Here is a 14759-nt window from a genome sequence, read left to right as displayed (position 1 = left end):
CAGTCCCCTTATTCCTGACCCTTGAAGTATTTAAAGCCGTGTTCAGCGACCAGCTTGTCGCGTTTGGCTTCACTCAGATCTTCACGCATCATTTCTTCTACCAGCTCAGCGAAGGTAGTACGTGGTACCCAGCCCAGTTTGGCTTTGGCTTTGCTTGGGTCACCCAACAGCGTCTCAACTTCGGCAGGACGGAAATAACGTGGGTCGACGGCAACGATGCATTTGTTGGTTGCGACGTCGTAACCTTTCTCGTCTACACCCTGGCCTTCCCAACGAATCTTGATATCTGCTTCTTTCGCTGCAACTTCAACAAACTCCCGAACGGAATGCTGTTCACCGGTAGCGATCACAAAGTCGTCTGGTGTTTCTTGTTGCAGCATAAGCCATTGCATTTCCACGTAATCACGGGCATGACCCCAGTCACGCAGGGCGTCCATGTTACCTAGGTACAGGCAGTCTTGCAGACCGACCTTGATACGTGCCAAGGCGCGCGTGATCTTACGGGTTACGAAGGTTTCGCCGCGGATCGGAGATTCATGATTAAAGAGAATACCGTTGCAGGCATACATGCCGTAAGACTCACGGTAGTTCACGGTGATCCAATAGGCGTACATCTTGGCGACGGCATATGGGGAGCGGGGATAGAAAGGCGTGGTTTCTTTCTGAGGAATTTCCTGCACCAGACCATAAAGCTCGGAGGTGGATGCTTGATAGAACTTGGTTTTCTTCTCAAGACCGGCGATCCGGATTGCTTCAAGGATGCGCAGTGTACCCATGGCATCAGTGTCAGCTGTATATTCTGGTGATTCGAAGGAAACGGCTACGTGGCTTTGTGCCCCGAGATTGTAAACTTCATCTGGTTGTACTTCCTGCACGATGCGAATCAAGCTGCTCGAATCGGTCAGGTCGCCGTAGTGCAGTTTCAGATCATAGCCTTTCTTATGCGGGTCGTGGTAAAGATGGTCAATACGGTGAGTATTGAACAAGGAGGCACGGCGCTTGATACCGTGTACCGAATAACCTTTCTTGAGCAAGAACTCAGCAAGGTAAGCACCATCTTGACCAGTAATACCCGTAATCAACGCTACTTTCTTGTCGCTCATTTTTTCACCAATTTAAATTAATCAATCGAACAGTAAGTCTCTATCGGAGAGCCAACTTATCGCTGCCCCTCACCTTCCCTCTGGAAGTGAGAACCGTTTTTTCATTCCATATTTCTACTGTTCAGCAGTCCCTCAATTTCTTTAACTTTCAACGCCACCAGCGCTGGGTCTCCTTTACTTTCCACATTCAATCTCAACAGAGGTTCTGTATTTGAGCCTCGGAGATTAAATCGCCAGTCAGAAAATTCCAGACTGACTCCATCGGTTTGATCAAGGTGAGGCCCGTGAGGTAAATAATGTGCCAGGACCTCTTCCAGCGCCGCTGACACATCGTTCACTCGATAATTGATTTCACCACTGCATGGATAGGCGGCAATGCGCTCATCAACAAGCTGGGCCAGATTTTTTCCCGACGCAGACATTAATTCGGTCACCAATAACCAGGGAATCATGCCGCTGTCACAGTAGGCGAAATCCCGGAAATAATGGTGAGCACTCATCTCGCCGCCGTAGATCGCATTCTCCAGACGCATGCGCTCCTTGATAAAGGCATGCCCGGTTTTGCATTGTACTGAAACACCGCCCGCCAATCGAACCTGATCGATCGTGCTCCAGGTCAGTCTGGGATCATGGATGATTTTGGAGCCTGGGTTCTTCTTGAGCAGCATTTCCGCCAGCAGACCAACCAGGTAATAGCCCTCGACGAAGCGGCCATCCTGGTCGAAGAAGAAGCAGCGATCAAAGTCACCATCCCACGCAATTGCCAAGTCGCAGCCGTTTGCCAGCAACGCTTGCCGTGTCAGCGTGCGGTTCTCTGGCAGAAGCGGATTGGGCACACCGTTGGGAAAGTTGCCATCGGGCTCGGCGTTGATGACCACCCATTCGAAGGGTAGCTTTTGGGCCAACTGCCGCAACACTGGCCCGGCAGCGCCATTGCCCGGGTCGGCAAGTATTTTCAGCGGTTTGAGATTCGCAACGTTGACGTAACTGAGAAGGTGCTCAATGTAGGTCGTCTTATCCAGTTCGAATCGAACTTCGCCGGGGCTTGCAGCCAAGGCTCCCAAATCACCACTTTCCACACGGTCGCGTATGGCATTTAGCCCGGTGTCGCCACTGATAGGCCGAGATTCGGACTTCACAAGCTTCATCCCGTTGTAACCCTTGGGATTGTGACTTGCGGTGATCATCATTCCACCATCCGCCTTGAACGAGCTAGTGGCAAAGTAGACTTCTTCGGTGCCACACAAGCCGATATCGATGACGTTGGCACCTGCCTCGAGCAAACCACGTGTCATCGCCTCTGCCAGCATCGGGCTTTCGAGCCGCATGTCCCGCCCCAGCACAATGTTTTTGCCCTGTAGCTCGACAACCATGGCCCGGCCAATCCGGTAAGCAACCTCTTCATTGAGATCAGATGGCACTTGGCCGCGAATGTCATAGGCTTTGAAACACTGGGTTTTGATCGGGGTATTCATACCGCTCTCTTGCTGAGGTATGTGGAAGCGAAGCCGATTAACGGCTCTGCTTTCTCGTCAGGATGGAAATGCATCAGGACCAGCCCAGATGCAAAAAAGCCTGACCGGTGGAAATCCACCGATCCGGCTTGTAACTGCGACGGTACTCTTACTTATCGACGCGGCCGTAATTATCTTCAAAACGAACAATATCGTCCTCGCCGAGATAGTCACCACTTTGTACTTCAATCATCACCAGGTCTATGACCCCAGGATTCATCAAACGGTGCTGATGACCAGCACGAATAAACGTGGACTCGTTGGTGTTCAACATCAGCTCCTGCTGATCGTTGATGACCTTAGCCATCCCGCTGACAACGATCCAGTGTTCGCTTCTGTGATGGTGCATCTGCAAGGACAACGAAGCCTTGGGCTTCACCACAATGCGCTTGATCTTGAAGCGCTCGCCGTTTTCCAGGGTTGTGTAGGTCCCCCAAGGGCGATGAACGGTGCGATGGAGCAAATGCACCGTGTGGCTGGCCGCCTTGAGCTGATTGACAATATGCTTTACGTCTTGGGCGTGATCTTTGTGGGCGATCATCACCGCGTCCGGGGTATCGATGACCAGCAGGTCCTCAACCCCGACCAGCGCAGTCAGTCGATCTTCACTGTTTACATAATTGTTACGGGAATTGTGGGACAACACCTCGCCTTCAAAACGATTGCCATCTTCATCAGGCTCGGTCAGTTCACTGACCGCGTTCCAGGAACCGATGTCACTCCAACCAATATCACAAGGGATGGTCGCTACCTTGGAGGAGCGCTCCATCAATGCGTAATCGATGGAGATGTCTGGAACCTCTGCGAATGCATCGGCGTCGAGTGCCAGGCAACGATACTTGTCAGAGATGGTAAGGCGCGAGCTTTCAATGGTTTTACTGACAGCTTCCACCACGTCCGGGGCATGCTGACGAAGCTCTTCCAACACAGTGCCAACCCGGAAGCAGAACATCCCGGAGTTCCAATAGTAGTTGCCCGCGCTGACGTAGCCTTCAGCCGTTTCAAGATTGGGCTTTTCGACGAAGCGCGCAACTTTCAGACCACCCTTCAGGGGCGCATCTTTTTGAGCTTCAATGTACCCGAACCCTGTTTCAGGATAGGTCGGCTGAATACCAAAGGTGACCAGCCAGCCTTCGGAGGCAAGCGCAACTGCACTGGCTACCGCCGCCGCAAATGCTTTTTCGTCTTTGATCAGGTGGTCTGCCGCCAACACCAACATTTGGGCGTCGGGGCCATGCGAAGCTTCCAGTTGAAGCGCCGCAGCAGCGACGGCGGCAGCTGTATTACGCCCGAAAGGCTCAAGGATGAAACCTTGCGAGTGCTTGTGCGTGTTGACCGCACCGTACTCGTCTTCGGTCTTGAACAGGAGCTCACGGTTGGTCACCGTAAGAACTTCCACAACACCTTCCAGACGCGAAGCACGAAGGAACGTTTTCTGGATTAGATTCTGGCCATCTGGCAGATCCATGAACGGCTTTGGATGGGCCTCCCGGGAGACAGGCCATAACCGGCTGCCTACTCCGCCAGACAAAATTACGGGAATCAGTTCCATGCTCTAAATCCTTAATCCCCTTCCGGCAGATTCATCCAGAAAGTGGGCTCAGTTATGTTTCTGGTCATCCTTGCATCGTATGCAATGCAAGTTTTTTGCTCGAGTCGACCGAGGGTGACAGCCAAGCATCAATCCAAACCGGTTGATTTTACACCGAGTACGCCTCCCCCTCACTCGCTAGCTCGACCACTTATCCGTATTCCTGCCTCAATTTTTTGAGGCGATCTCGATAAGTCGGAGCCAGGAGTGCGGGCCCAATAAGCCTGAGGCATGCAGCACTGAATGGGGTCAGATAGTTCTGCCGGCCATTCTACAGCTAGTACCGGGAATAAATAACTCATGCGAAGGGCAGATACGAAAATCATTTGAAAACAAACGATTTCTTCAAATCGACATCAAAATAATATCAATCGTCAGCCACGATCAATTCTCACTCAAGCCTCGTCAATCCTGCGCCTTCAAAAGCTTTTCCAGATAGGAACCATAACCGGTCTTGCTGAGACGCACTGCCTGAGCCGACAGCTCAGCGGCGGAAATCCAGCCACTGCTGTAAGCAATCTCCTCCAGACAGGCAACTTTCAAACCCTGCCGCTTCTCAATGGTATGCACGAAGTGGCTCGCCTCCAGCAACGAATCATGTGTACCGGTATCCAGCCAGGCAAAGCCGCGACCAAGCATTTCGACTTTGAGGGTCTTCTGCTCAAGGTACGCACGGTTGACATCAGTGATCTCCAACTCACCACGCGCGGATGGCTTGATATTCTTGGCGATCTCGACAACCTGGTTGTCGTAGAAGTACAGCCCCGTCACCGCATAGCTCGATTTTGGCTTCAGTGGCTTTTCTTCGATACTCAAAGCGTGGCCGGCAGCGTCGAACTCCACTACACCAAAACGCTCCGGGTCCGATACGTGATAGCCGAATACCGTCGCTCCATGCTCTTGAGCGCTGGCCGAACGCAGATTGTCCGAGAAGTGTTGACCGTAAAAGATGTTGTCGCCCAGGATCAGACAGCAAGGATCCTTGCCGATGAACTCTTCACCAATGATGAACGCCTGCGCCAGACCGTCCGGGCTTGGCTGCTCAGCGTAAGTCAGCTTGATGCCGTACAGACTGCCGTCACCCAGCAATTTACGGAAGCACGGCAGGTCTTCAGGGGTGGAGATAATCAGGATTTCGCGTATACCGGCGAGCATCAACACCGACAGCGGATAGAAGATCATCGGCTTGTCGTAGATCGGCAGCATCTGCTTGGACACGCCGAGGGTCAACGGGTGCAGACGAGTACCCGAGCCACCAGCGAGGATGATGCCTTTACGATTTGTCGTGGTCATTTGTTCAGGACTTCCATAAGCATTCGGGTGACACCACTTTGCCAATCCGGCAAGTGCAAAGAAAAATTGTCGCGCAGCTTCTGAGTATTCAATCGGGAATTCAGAGGGCGGCGCGCCGGTGTCGGGTAGGCGGTCGTTTCGATCGGATTGATCGCTGTGACAGCAAGCTCTTCACCGTTGGCCTTGGCAAAACCGATCACATGGCTGGCATAGCCGTGCCAGGACACTTCGCCGGCGGCCGCCAAGTGATAAAGACCCGCCAGCTCAGGACGCTGCAACACTTGCTGAATAGCCAGCGCCGTCACGTCAGCGATCAGGTCTGCGCCGGTAGGGGCGCCGATCTGGTCGGCGATGACGCTCAGGGTTTCGCGATCCTTGGCCAGGCGCAGCATGGTCTTGGCGAAGTTGTTACCGCGAGCACCATAGACCCAACTGGTGCGGAAGATCAGGTACTTGCATCCCGAGGCAATAATCGCCTGCTCGCCGGCCAGTTTGCTGGCACCGTAGTGATTCACCGGTGCGACGGCATTGGTTTCTTGCCACGGCGTCAGGCCTTCACCGCTGAACACGTAATCGGTCGAGTAGTGAATCAGCCAAGCCCCTAGAGATGCGGCTTCTTCAGCCATAACCTGACTCGCCTGACCGTTCACACGATCGGCCAGCTCAGTCTCGGATTCAGCTTTATCGACCGCAGTGTAGGCCGCTGCGTTGACGATGATGTCGGGTTTAACCTGACGGATCGTCGCGCGCAGTGCATTGAGGTCAGACAGGTCGCCGCTCAAACCATCGACCGGATGACGGTCCAGGGCGATCAGTTCGCCAAGAGGCGCAAGAGAGCGCTGCAGCTCCCAGCCGACCTGGCCGTTTTTTCCCAACAGGAGAATTTTCATGCTTTGTCCGAACGGTCCGTGTAGTTCTGGTCGATCCATTGCTGGTAGCTGCCGCTCTTCACGTGAGCCACCCACTCAGTGTTGTTCAGGTACCACTCGACAGTCTTGCGTATACCGGTTTCAAAGGTTTCTTCCGGTGTCCAACCCAGCTCGCGCTGGATTTTGCTGGCGTCGATCGCGTAACGCTGGTCGTGGCCCGGGCGATCCTGAACGTAGGTGATCAGGCTGGCGTGTGGACGATGAGCAGAGTCTGGGCGCAGTTCATCAAGCAGTGCGCAAAGGGTATGCACCACTTCGATGTTTTGCTTCTCGTTATGGCCGCCGATGTTGTAGGTCTCGCCGATCACGCCTTCGGTCACGACTTTGTACAGTGCGCGGGCGTGGTCTTCGACGTAGAGCCAGTCACGAACCTGATTGCCTTTGCCGTAGACCGGCAGCGGCTTGCCTTCCAGTGCGTTGAGAATGATCAGCGGGATCAATTTCTCAGGGAAGTGGAACGGACCATAGTTGTTCGAACAGTTGGTAACCAGGGTCGGCAGGCCGTAGGTACGACTCCAGGCGCGAACCAGGTGATCGGAACTGGCCTTGCTGGCCGAGTACGGCGAACTTGGCTGATAAGGCGTGGTTTCGGTGAAGAGGTCTTCCGGACCTTCAAGGTCTCCGTAGACTTCGTCGGTGGAAATATGGTGGAAGCGGAAGTTGGCTTTACGCGCATCGTCCAGTGCCGCCCAATAGTGGCGTGCAGCTTCCAGCAAGGTGTAAGTGCCGATGATGTTGGTCTGGATGAATTCAGACGGACCGGAGATCGAGCGATCAACGTGGGATTCTGCGGCCAGATGCATGATGGCATCCGGTTGATGTTCACGCAGGACACGATCCACCTGATCACGGTCGCAGATGTCGACGCGCTCGAACACGTAACGCGAGTTCTGGCTGACTTCGGCCAGCGACTCAAGGTTACCGGCATAAGTCAGTTTATCGACGTTAACGACAGAGTCGGCAGTGTTGGAGATGATATGACGAATGACTGCTGAACCGATGAACCCGGCGCCGCCAGTTACTAGAATTTTCACGCGAAACCATACCCTTGAGTTGCTGACAGGGCCGCCAACCGCGCACCGTCTAATCCATGAATGCAAAAGCCATCAAGTCAGCCATGGCTTCTGACAGAGTCAGTCTGAACCGATGCGGGAATCCCCCCCCTAATCGGCCAAGCGCAGCATTTTACAGCTTAATGAAGGTTTTACTAATGGATATGGACAAGCTGTGACATCAACCCAACTCGCACGACGGGATTGTCACATCAGACAAGACGCTTGCGTGAGGCTCTGGACGCACGCCCCAGAAACCAACCCAGAATCGGTCCTATTATCATGCCGACCAGCAGCGCAATCACCATGATCAACGACACAGGTAACTGTGGGCCCGCCCAACCGAAGAACAGCAGGGACACGCGTTGCTGGTTCTCAAGAACGAACGCCAGGATCACCAGAACGAGCAACAGGACAAATACAGCGAGGAGTACGCGCTTGAGGTTACGCATCAGCGGCTCCTTGAAGTGCGGAAGCCGTCAAAGCCCTTCCTCCTCATCTTCGTTCACACGATCGCGCAGTTCTTTGCCTGGCTTGAAATGCGGAACAAACTTGCCGTCGAGGCTGACGGACTGACCTGTTTTTGGATTACGCCCCACGCGCGGCGCGCGATAGTGCAGTGAAAAACTGCCAAAACCACGGATCTCGATTCGATCACCAGTGGCCAGACATTGGGACATTTGCTCAAGCATGGTCTTGATGGCCAGCTCTACATCTTTGGATGAGAGTAGCCCTTGATGGGTGACAATTCGTTCGATCAACTCCGACTTCGTCATATTTTTCCCTTCTTTTTCAAGCAGCTAGATCAGCGCTTCAAAGGTTTTAGCATGCCCCGAGTAATTTGAACAGCCCGAGTGTTGACATATTGTTCCTAGCAGCGAGATGCCCAATTCAAGGCACCGGAACTCTGATCGAACCCACACACTCACCTGCAGATAACCAGCATGGTGCGTGTCAGATAGCCCGCGGGATTGAAACCGAAAGGGAATATATCTTCCTCCTTGGCGTCATCAGACCTTACGATGACTTTATAACCTGCCCCTTTACACTCCTTGGCCGCTCGCTTGTGACACCTCTCCCATCCTGAGCCCAATCCCGAACAATCGACCTCTATACCACTGACGCCGCGCACCACATGAGTCTTGGCGCTGGTGGTACAACCTGCCAATGTCATTACTGCTATCACGACAATGAGCTTGTTCATTCACTTCCTTATGCCGGATGCGCAACCCGGCGGTCGTTCACTTCAGACTAAGCCTAGCCTTGAATAGACGATTGACCTGTATGAAGTTACAGACAACTTATGTAGATCATTGGTTTCACGAAAGAAATATTGCAGCATCAGCACGTTTGGGATTCACCAAATCGTAGACACAAAAAAGGGCGACCGAAGTCGCCCTTTTTCTATGGTCTGACAGAACTCAGTTCTGTTTTTCCATTTGTGCACGCAACAGGTCGCCCAGAGTGGTAGGACCAGCAGCGATGTCAGCAGCAGGCTTGTCTTTCAAGCTCTGGATTGCTTCTTTCTCTTCAGCATCATCTTTCGACTTGATGGAGAGCTGGATTACGCGGCTCTTGCGATCAACGCTGATGATCTTGGCTTCTACTTCCTGGCCTTCTTTCAGAACGTTACGCGCGTCTTCAACGCGGTCACGGCTGATTTCGGAGGCTTTCAGAGTCGCTTCGATATCGTCGGCCAGAGTGATGATGGCGCCTTTGGCGTCAACTTCCTTCACGATGCCTTTAACGATGGCGCCTTTGTCGTTCTCTTGAACGTACTCGGAGAACGGATCGCTTTCCAGTTGCTTGATACCCAGGGAGATGCGCTCACGCTCTGGGTCAACCGACAGGATAACGGTGTCCAGCTCGTCGCCTTTCTTGAAGCGGCGTACGGCTTCTTCGCCCACTTCGTTCCAGGAGATGTCGGACAGGTGAACCAGACCGTCGATGCCGCCGTCCAGACCAATGAAGATACCGAAATCGGTGATCGACTTGATGGTGCCGGAGATTTTATCGCCCTTGTTGAACTGGCCAGAGAAATCTTCCCATGGGTTAGATTTGCACTGCTTGATGCCGAGAGAGATACGACGACGCTCTTCGTCGATGTCCAGAACCATAACTTCCACTTCGTCGCCGACTTGTACGACTTTCGAAGGGTGGATGTTCTTGTTGGTCCAGTCCATTTCGGAAACGTGTACCAGACCTTCAACGCCTTCCTCCAGCTCAGCGAAGCAGCCGTAGTCGGTCAGGTTGGTTACACGAGCGGTAACGCGAGTGCTTTCTGGGTAACGGGCTTTGATAGCAACCCATGGATCTTCGCCCAGTTGCTTGAGGCCCAGGGAAACACGATTGCGCTCGCGATCGTACTTCAGAACCTTGACATCGATCTCGTCGCCAACGTTGACGATTTCGGAAGGATGCTTGATACGTTTCCAAGCCATGTCGGTAATGTGCAGCAGGCCATCGACGCCACCCAGATCGACGAATGCGCCGTAATCGGTGAGGTTCTTGACGATACCTTTGACTTGTTGGCCTTCCTGCAGGGATTCCAGCAGAGCTTCACGCTCGGCGGAGTTCTCGGCTTCGAGGACGCTGCGACGGGAAACGACAACGTTGTTGCGTTTCTGGTCGAGTTTGATGACCTTGAATTCCAGCTCTTTGCCTTCCAGGTGCGTGGTGTCGCGCACTGGACGGACGTCAACCAGAGAACCTGGCAGGAACGCACGGATGCCGTTAACGTCGACAGTGAAGCCGCCTTTAACCTTACCGTTGATAACGCCCTTGACCACTTCTTCGGCTGCGAAGGCTGCTTCCAGAACAATCCAGCATTCAGCGCGCTTGGCTTTTTCACGGGACAGCTTGGTTTCACCAAAGCCGTCTTCAACCGAGTCCAGAGCAACGTGAACTTCGTCACCGACGTTGATGTTCAGTTCGCCAGCGTCGTTGTAGAACTGCTCAAGCGGGATGAGTGCTTCAGACTTCAGGCCAGCGTGAACGGTTACCCAGCGAGCTTGGTAATCGATATCAACGATAACACCGGTGATGATGGAGCCTGCCTGAAGGTTCAGGGTTTTTAGGCTTTCTTCAAAGAGTTCCGCAAAGCTTTCGCTCATTTTAATTCCTGTTGATAAGGGCGAAGAATACGCCCATCTCCACATCCCAGACGATGTGGGTTAGTTTCATTTAAAAGAAGCTCCGCAGGACTATGACTGGTCCCCTGCGGCCCTCTTGGTCACCCGGCGATATCGCGAATGGCGATCTCGCTCATGATGCGTTCCAGCACCTGATCGATGGATAATTCCGTGGAATCCAGCTGTATGGCGTCAGCCGCCGGTTTGAGCGGGGCTACCGCTCGCTGGGTGTCACGCTCATCGCGCGCACGTATCTCATCTAGCAGACTCGACAGACTAACACCATCGACTTTGCCCTTCAACTGCAAGTAACGTCGGCGCGCACGCTCTTCGGCACTGGCAGTGAGGAAAATCTTCAAGGGCGCGTCGGGAAATACCACCGTACCCATGTCGCGACCATCGGCCACCAGACCCGGCGCCTCCTGAAAAGCCCGCTGACGCTGCAGCAACGCCTCGCGAACCGCAGGCAACGCGGCGACCTGCGAGGCTCCCGAGCCGACACTCTCGGTACGGATCACATCGCTGACTTCATCGCCTTCCAGAATAATGCGCTGCAACTGACCGTCGGTCGCCGCGATGAACTGCACATCCAGATGAGCGGCGAGCTTCTTGAGCAATTCCTCATTGGTCAGGTCGACGCCATGGTTATGCGCGGCGAAAGCCAGCAATCGATAAAGTGCACCGGAATCCAGCAGGTTCCAGCCCAGGCGCTTGGCCAGAATCCCGGCGACAGTACCTTTGCCAGAGCCGCTTGGCCCATCAATAGTGATGACCGGTGCAATGCTGATCACGACTGAGCCTCTTGTGCAACACGGATACCGACCTGCGCGCACAGCGCGAGGAAGTTCGGGAACGAGGTCGCGACGTTGGCGCAATCATGGATGCGGATCGGCGCAGTGGCGCGCAGTGAAGCCACGCTGAAGGCCATGGCAATCCGGTGATCGCCGTGACCGTGCACTTCGCCGCCGCCGATCTGGCCGCCGTCGATGATGAGGCCGTCCGGAGTGGGCTCGCACTTGACGCCCAGCGCCAGCAGACCGTCCGCCATGACCTGGATCCGGTCCGATTCCTTCACGCGCAACTCTTCGGCACCACGCAGCACAGTGCGACCTTCGGCACATGCAGCCGCCACGAACAGCACCGGAAACTCGTCGATAGCCAGTGGAACCAGCGCTTCGGGAATCTCGATACCTTTGAGTTTAGCTGCCCGTACGCGCAGGTCGGCTACCGGCTCGCCACCGACTTCACGCTGGTTTTCCAGAGTGATGTCAGCGCCCATCAGACGCAGGATGTCGATTACGCCGGTACGGGTCGGATTGATACCGACGTGTTCGAGCACCAACTCCGAACCTTCGGCAATCGACGCCGCCACCAGGAAGAACGCCGACGACGAGATATCGCCCGGCACCTCAATGTGGGTCGCGGTCAGATTGTGGCCGGACTCGACCGAGGCCGTCGCCCCGTTAACGGTCACCGGGTAGCCGAAGCCACGCAGCATGCGTTCGGTGTGGTCGCGAGTCGGTGCCGGCTCGGTGACCGTGGTCTTGCCTTCGGCATACAGACCCGCCAGCAGCAGGCAGGATTTAACCTGGGCACTGGCCATCGGCATGGTGTAAGTCAGGCCCTTGAGCTTGTTGCCGCCACGAATGGTCATCGGTGGACGACCGTCAGCGGCGGTCTCGATCACAGCGCCCATTTCACGTAGCGGATTGGCCACGCGATTCATCGGACGCTTGGACAACGAAGCGTCGCCGGTCAGGGTGCTGTCGAAGTTCTGCGCAGCCAACAGGCCAGACAGCAGACGCATCGAAGTGCCGGAGTTACCCAGATAGATCGGGCCCGGCGCAGGCTTCAGGCCATGCAGGCCGACGCCGTGAATGGTCACACGACCATGGTGCGGACCTTCGATGACGACGCCCATGTCGCGGAAAGCTTGCAGGGTCGCCAGGGCGTCTTCGCCCTCGAGGAAACCTTCCACTTCGGTGACGCCTTCAGCCAGGGAACCGAGCATGATCGAGCGGTGGGAAATCGATTTGTCGCCCGGTACACGAATCCGCCCAGTCAGGCGGCCACCAGGTTGTGCCAGGAAAATCAGATCGTTGGAATTCATAGCGTCCACATAGGCCCGGCGGGCCAGGATTTTACTGAAATGCTCGCGGGCAACCCGGGCGCGAGTGAACACGCCCAACAATTGGTGCCCATCCCCTGCATCGACCGCGTCGCGCAAGGCGTCGAGGTCGCTGCGAAATGTATCGAGTGTGCGCAGGACAGCTTCGCGGTTGGCGAGGAAGATGTCGTGCCACATGACCGGGTCGCTACCGGCGATTCTTGTGAAATCGCGGAAACCGCCCGCAGCGTAACGGAAGATCTCAAGATTTTCATTGCGTTTGGCCAATGAATCGACCAAACCGAACGCCAGCAAGTGCGGCAAATGGCTGGTCGCCGCCAACACTTCGTCATGACGCTCGACTTGCATGTGCTCGACGTCGGCGCCCAATTCGCGCCACAAGCGGTCGACCACCGCCAGCGCGGCCGGGTCGGTCTGATCCAGCGGCGTCAGAATCACTTTATGGCGACGGAACAGGTCGGAATTGGAGGCTTCCACCCCGCTCTGTTCGGAACCGGCAATCGGATGCCCCGGCACGAAACGCGCCGGCATGCCGCTAAACGCCTCGGTCGCCGCACGCACCACATTGCCTTTGGCGCTGCCAACATCGGTCAGAATCGCCTGCCCCAGATCTATGCCCGCCAACAGCGCGAGCAGTTTCTCCATGGCCAGGATCGGTACCGCCAACTGAATCACGTCGGCACCCTGGCAAGCTGCCGCAAGGTCTACTTCGCAGCGATCCACCACACCCAACTCGACCGCCAGTTTGCGCGACTGTGGATCGAGATCGACCCCGACCACTTCGCGGCACAGACCGCTTTCACGCAGGCCTTTGGCAAACGAACCGCCGATCAACCCCAGACCGACCACCACCAGGCGACCGATCATAGGTTCAGCAGATTGCAGTGCAGTGACATCAACCACGAGCCATAACCTTGGTCAGCGCCTCGAGGAAGCGGCTGTTTTCCGCTGGCAAACCGATGGTGATACGCAGGTGGTTCGGCATGCCGTAGTTGGCCACCGGACGCACGATCACGCCTTCACGTAGCAACCCCTGGAACACCGGGGCAGCAACGCGACCCAGATCGACACAGATGAAGTTGCCTTTGGATGGAATCCAGCTCAGCCCCAACTCACGGAAACCTGCCTCTAGCTGCTGCATGCCGGACTGGTTCAGGCGACGGCTTTCAGCCAGGTACTCGACGTCTTGCAGCGCAGCACAAGCGGCGGCCAGTGCGAGGCTGTTGACGTTGAACGGCTGACGCACGCGATTGAGCACATCGGCGACGATGGCCGAGGACAAACCGTAGCCGACCCGCAGCGACGCCAGGCCATAGGCCTTGGAGAAGGTGCGCGAGACCAGCAGGTTCGGATAGGCCGCCAGATAGTCCAGGCCATCCGGCAAGTCGCTGCCTTCGGCGTACTCGATGTAGGCCTCGTCCAGCACCACCAGTACATGGGCCGGAACGTCCTGCAGGAATTCATCCAGCGCCTCGGCGTCGAACCAGGTCCCGGTCGGGTTGTTCGGGTTGGCGATGAACACCACGCGAGTGTCGGCATCGATCGCGGCCAGCATGGCCGGCAGATCATGACCCCAATCTTTGGCCGGGATCACTTTTGCCTGGGCGCCAACGGCCTGGGTCACGATCGGATAGACCGCAAACGCATGCTCGCTGAACACCGCGTTCAGGCCCGGTGCCAGATAGGCACGCGCCACCAGCTCCAGAATGTCGTTGGAGCCGTTGCCCAGCGTCACTTGGTTCAGCTCGACGCGGCACTGATCGGCCAGCAGGGTCTTGAGCGCAAAACCGTTGCCGTCCGGATAGCGGGTCAGCTCGGCCAGCGCTTCGCGAATCGCCGCCAGCGCCTTGGGACTGGCGCCCAGCGGGTTTTCGTTGCTCGCCAGTTTGACGATGCTGGCCGGATCGAGGTTCAGCTCACGAGCCAGTTCGTCCACGGGCTTGCCCGGAACGTAAGGCGAAAGTTGTTGCACGCCCGGCTGTGCCAGAGCGAGGAAGTTGCCACTCATTTGCTACCGC

Annotated in this window: 13 protein-coding genes; all 13 read right to left on the bottom strand. The window is 55.7% G+C overall.

The features are described 5' to 3' along the window. Positions 1-8: 8 nt before the first annotated feature. Positions 9-1103, bottom strand: a complete 1095-nt coding sequence (gene gmd, locus ACCC96_RS00580) for a GDP-mannose 4,6-dehydratase (protein WP_018929843.1) — start codon at positions 1101-1103, stop codon at positions 9-11. 101 nt (positions 1104-1204) lie between these two features. After that, positions 1205-2578, bottom strand: a complete 1374-nt coding sequence (locus ACCC96_RS00575; protein ID WP_413694697.1) for a phosphomannomutase — start codon at positions 2576-2578, stop codon at positions 1205-1207. 148 nt (positions 2579-2726) lie between these two features. Then, positions 2727-4169, bottom strand: a complete 1443-nt coding sequence (locus tag ACCC96_RS00570; protein ID WP_026345962.1) for a mannose-1-phosphate guanylyltransferase/mannose-6-phosphate isomerase — start codon at positions 4167-4169, stop codon at positions 2727-2729. Positions 4170-4613: 444 nt separating this feature from the next. Next, positions 4614-5501, bottom strand: a complete 888-nt coding sequence (gene rfbA, locus ACCC96_RS00565; protein ID WP_413694696.1) for a glucose-1-phosphate thymidylyltransferase RfbA — start codon at positions 5499-5501, stop codon at positions 4614-4616. Then, positions 5498-6391 (bottom strand): dTDP-4-dehydrorhamnose reductase, encoded by an 894-nt coding sequence (gene rfbD, locus ACCC96_RS00560; RefSeq protein WP_413694695.1) that lies wholly within the window; start codon positions 6389-6391, stop codon positions 5498-5500. Before rfbD ends, rfbA begins: the two co-directional genes overlap by 4 nt. Further along, complete coding sequence (gene rfbB / locus ACCC96_RS00555; RefSeq protein WP_019650500.1) at positions 6388-7464, bottom strand: dTDP-glucose 4,6-dehydratase; 1077 nt, start codon at positions 7462-7464, stop codon at positions 6388-6390. Before rfbB ends, rfbD begins: the two co-directional genes overlap by 4 nt. 230 nt (positions 7465-7694) lie before the next feature. Next, a complete protein-coding gene (locus ACCC96_RS00550; protein WP_019650499.1) occupies positions 7695-7934 on the bottom strand; it encodes a LapA family protein in 240 nt (79 codons plus the stop codon). Positions 7935-7961: 27 nt separating this feature from the next. Further along, positions 7962-8258, bottom strand: a complete 297-nt coding sequence (ihfB, locus tag ACCC96_RS00545) for an integration host factor subunit beta (protein ID WP_003369729.1) — start codon at positions 8256-8258, stop codon at positions 7962-7964. A 149-nt stretch (positions 8259-8407) separates the two neighbouring features. Further along, positions 8408-8686 (bottom strand): hypothetical protein, encoded by a 279-nt coding sequence (locus ACCC96_RS00540; RefSeq protein WP_019650498.1) that lies wholly within the window; start codon positions 8684-8686, stop codon positions 8408-8410. Between the two features lie 217 nt (positions 8687-8903). Then, positions 8904-10595 carry a 30S ribosomal protein S1 gene (gene rpsA / locus ACCC96_RS00535; protein ID WP_018929851.1) on the bottom strand — a complete coding sequence of 564 codons (1692 nt, stop codon included), beginning with the start codon at positions 10593-10595 and terminating at the stop codon, positions 8904-8906. Positions 10596-10714: 119 nt separating this feature from the next. After that, the gene (cmk, locus tag ACCC96_RS00530) at positions 10715-11404 is read right to left on the bottom strand and encodes a (d)CMP kinase (protein WP_007939921.1); all 690 of its coding nucleotides are present in this window, start codon (positions 11402-11404) and stop codon (positions 10715-10717) included. Continuing rightward, positions 11401-13608, bottom strand: a complete 2208-nt coding sequence (locus tag ACCC96_RS00525; RefSeq protein ID WP_413694760.1) for a bifunctional prephenate dehydrogenase/3-phosphoshikimate 1-carboxyvinyltransferase — start codon at positions 13606-13608, stop codon at positions 11401-11403. Before ACCC96_RS00525 ends, cmk begins: the two co-directional genes overlap by 4 nt. A 28-nt stretch (positions 13609-13636) precedes the next feature. Next, positions 13637-14749 carry a histidinol-phosphate transaminase gene (gene hisC / locus ACCC96_RS00520; protein ID WP_230174513.1) on the bottom strand — a complete coding sequence of 371 codons (1113 nt, stop codon included), beginning with the start codon at positions 14747-14749 and terminating at the stop codon, positions 13637-13639. Positions 14750-14759: the final 10 nt, after the last annotated feature.

Origin of the sequence: Pseudomonas sp. Pseusp11 (genome assembly GCF_047304405.1) — a bacterium.
Classification (GTDB): domain Bacteria; phylum Pseudomonadota; class Gammaproteobacteria; order Pseudomonadales; family Pseudomonadaceae; genus Aquipseudomonas.
Note: the sequence above shows the minus strand (reverse complement) of the source record. Positions and strands in the feature narration are given on the sequence as shown.

Excerpts from the sequence above, each read along its gene's own strand:
- gmd (WP_018929843.1), bottom strand. The coding sequence starts at position 1,103 with ATGAGCGACAAGAAAGTAGCGTTGATTACGGGTATTACTGGTCAAGAT.
- ACCC96_RS00575 (WP_413694697.1), bottom strand. The coding sequence starts at position 2,578 with ATGAATACCCCGATCAAAACCCAGTGTTTCAAAGCCTATGACATTCGC.
- ACCC96_RS00570 (WP_026345962.1), bottom strand. The coding sequence starts at position 4,169 with ATGGAACTGATTCCCGTAATTTTGTCTGGCGGAGTAGGCAGCCGGTTA.
- rfbA (WP_413694696.1), bottom strand. The coding sequence starts at position 5,501 with ATGACCACGACAAATCGTAAAGGCATCATCCTCGCTGGTGGCTCGGGT.
- rfbD (WP_413694695.1), bottom strand. The coding sequence starts at position 6,391 with ATGAAAATTCTCCTGTTGGGAAAAAACGGCCAGGTCGGCTGGGAGCTG.
- ACCC96_RS00550 (WP_019650499.1), bottom strand. The coding sequence starts at position 7,934 with ATGCGTAACCTCAAGCGCGTACTCCTCGCTGTATTTGTCCTGTTGCTC.
- ihfB (WP_003369729.1), bottom strand. The coding sequence starts at position 8,258 with ATGACGAAGTCGGAGTTGATCGAACGAATTGTCACCCATCAAGGGCTA.
- ACCC96_RS00540 (WP_019650498.1), bottom strand. The coding sequence starts at position 8,686 with ATGAACAAGCTCATTGTCGTGATAGCAGTAATGACATTGGCAGGTTGT.
- rpsA (WP_018929851.1), bottom strand. The coding sequence starts at position 10,595 with ATGAGCGAAAGCTTTGCGGAACTCTTTGAAGAAAGCCTAAAAACCCTG.
- ACCC96_RS00525 (WP_413694760.1), bottom strand. The coding sequence starts at position 13,608 with ATGATCGGTCGCCTGGTGGTGGTCGGTCTGGGGTTGATCGGCGGTTCG.
- hisC (WP_230174513.1), bottom strand. The coding sequence starts at position 14,749 with ATGAGTGGCAACTTCCTCGCTCTGGCACAGCCGGGCGTGCAACAACTT.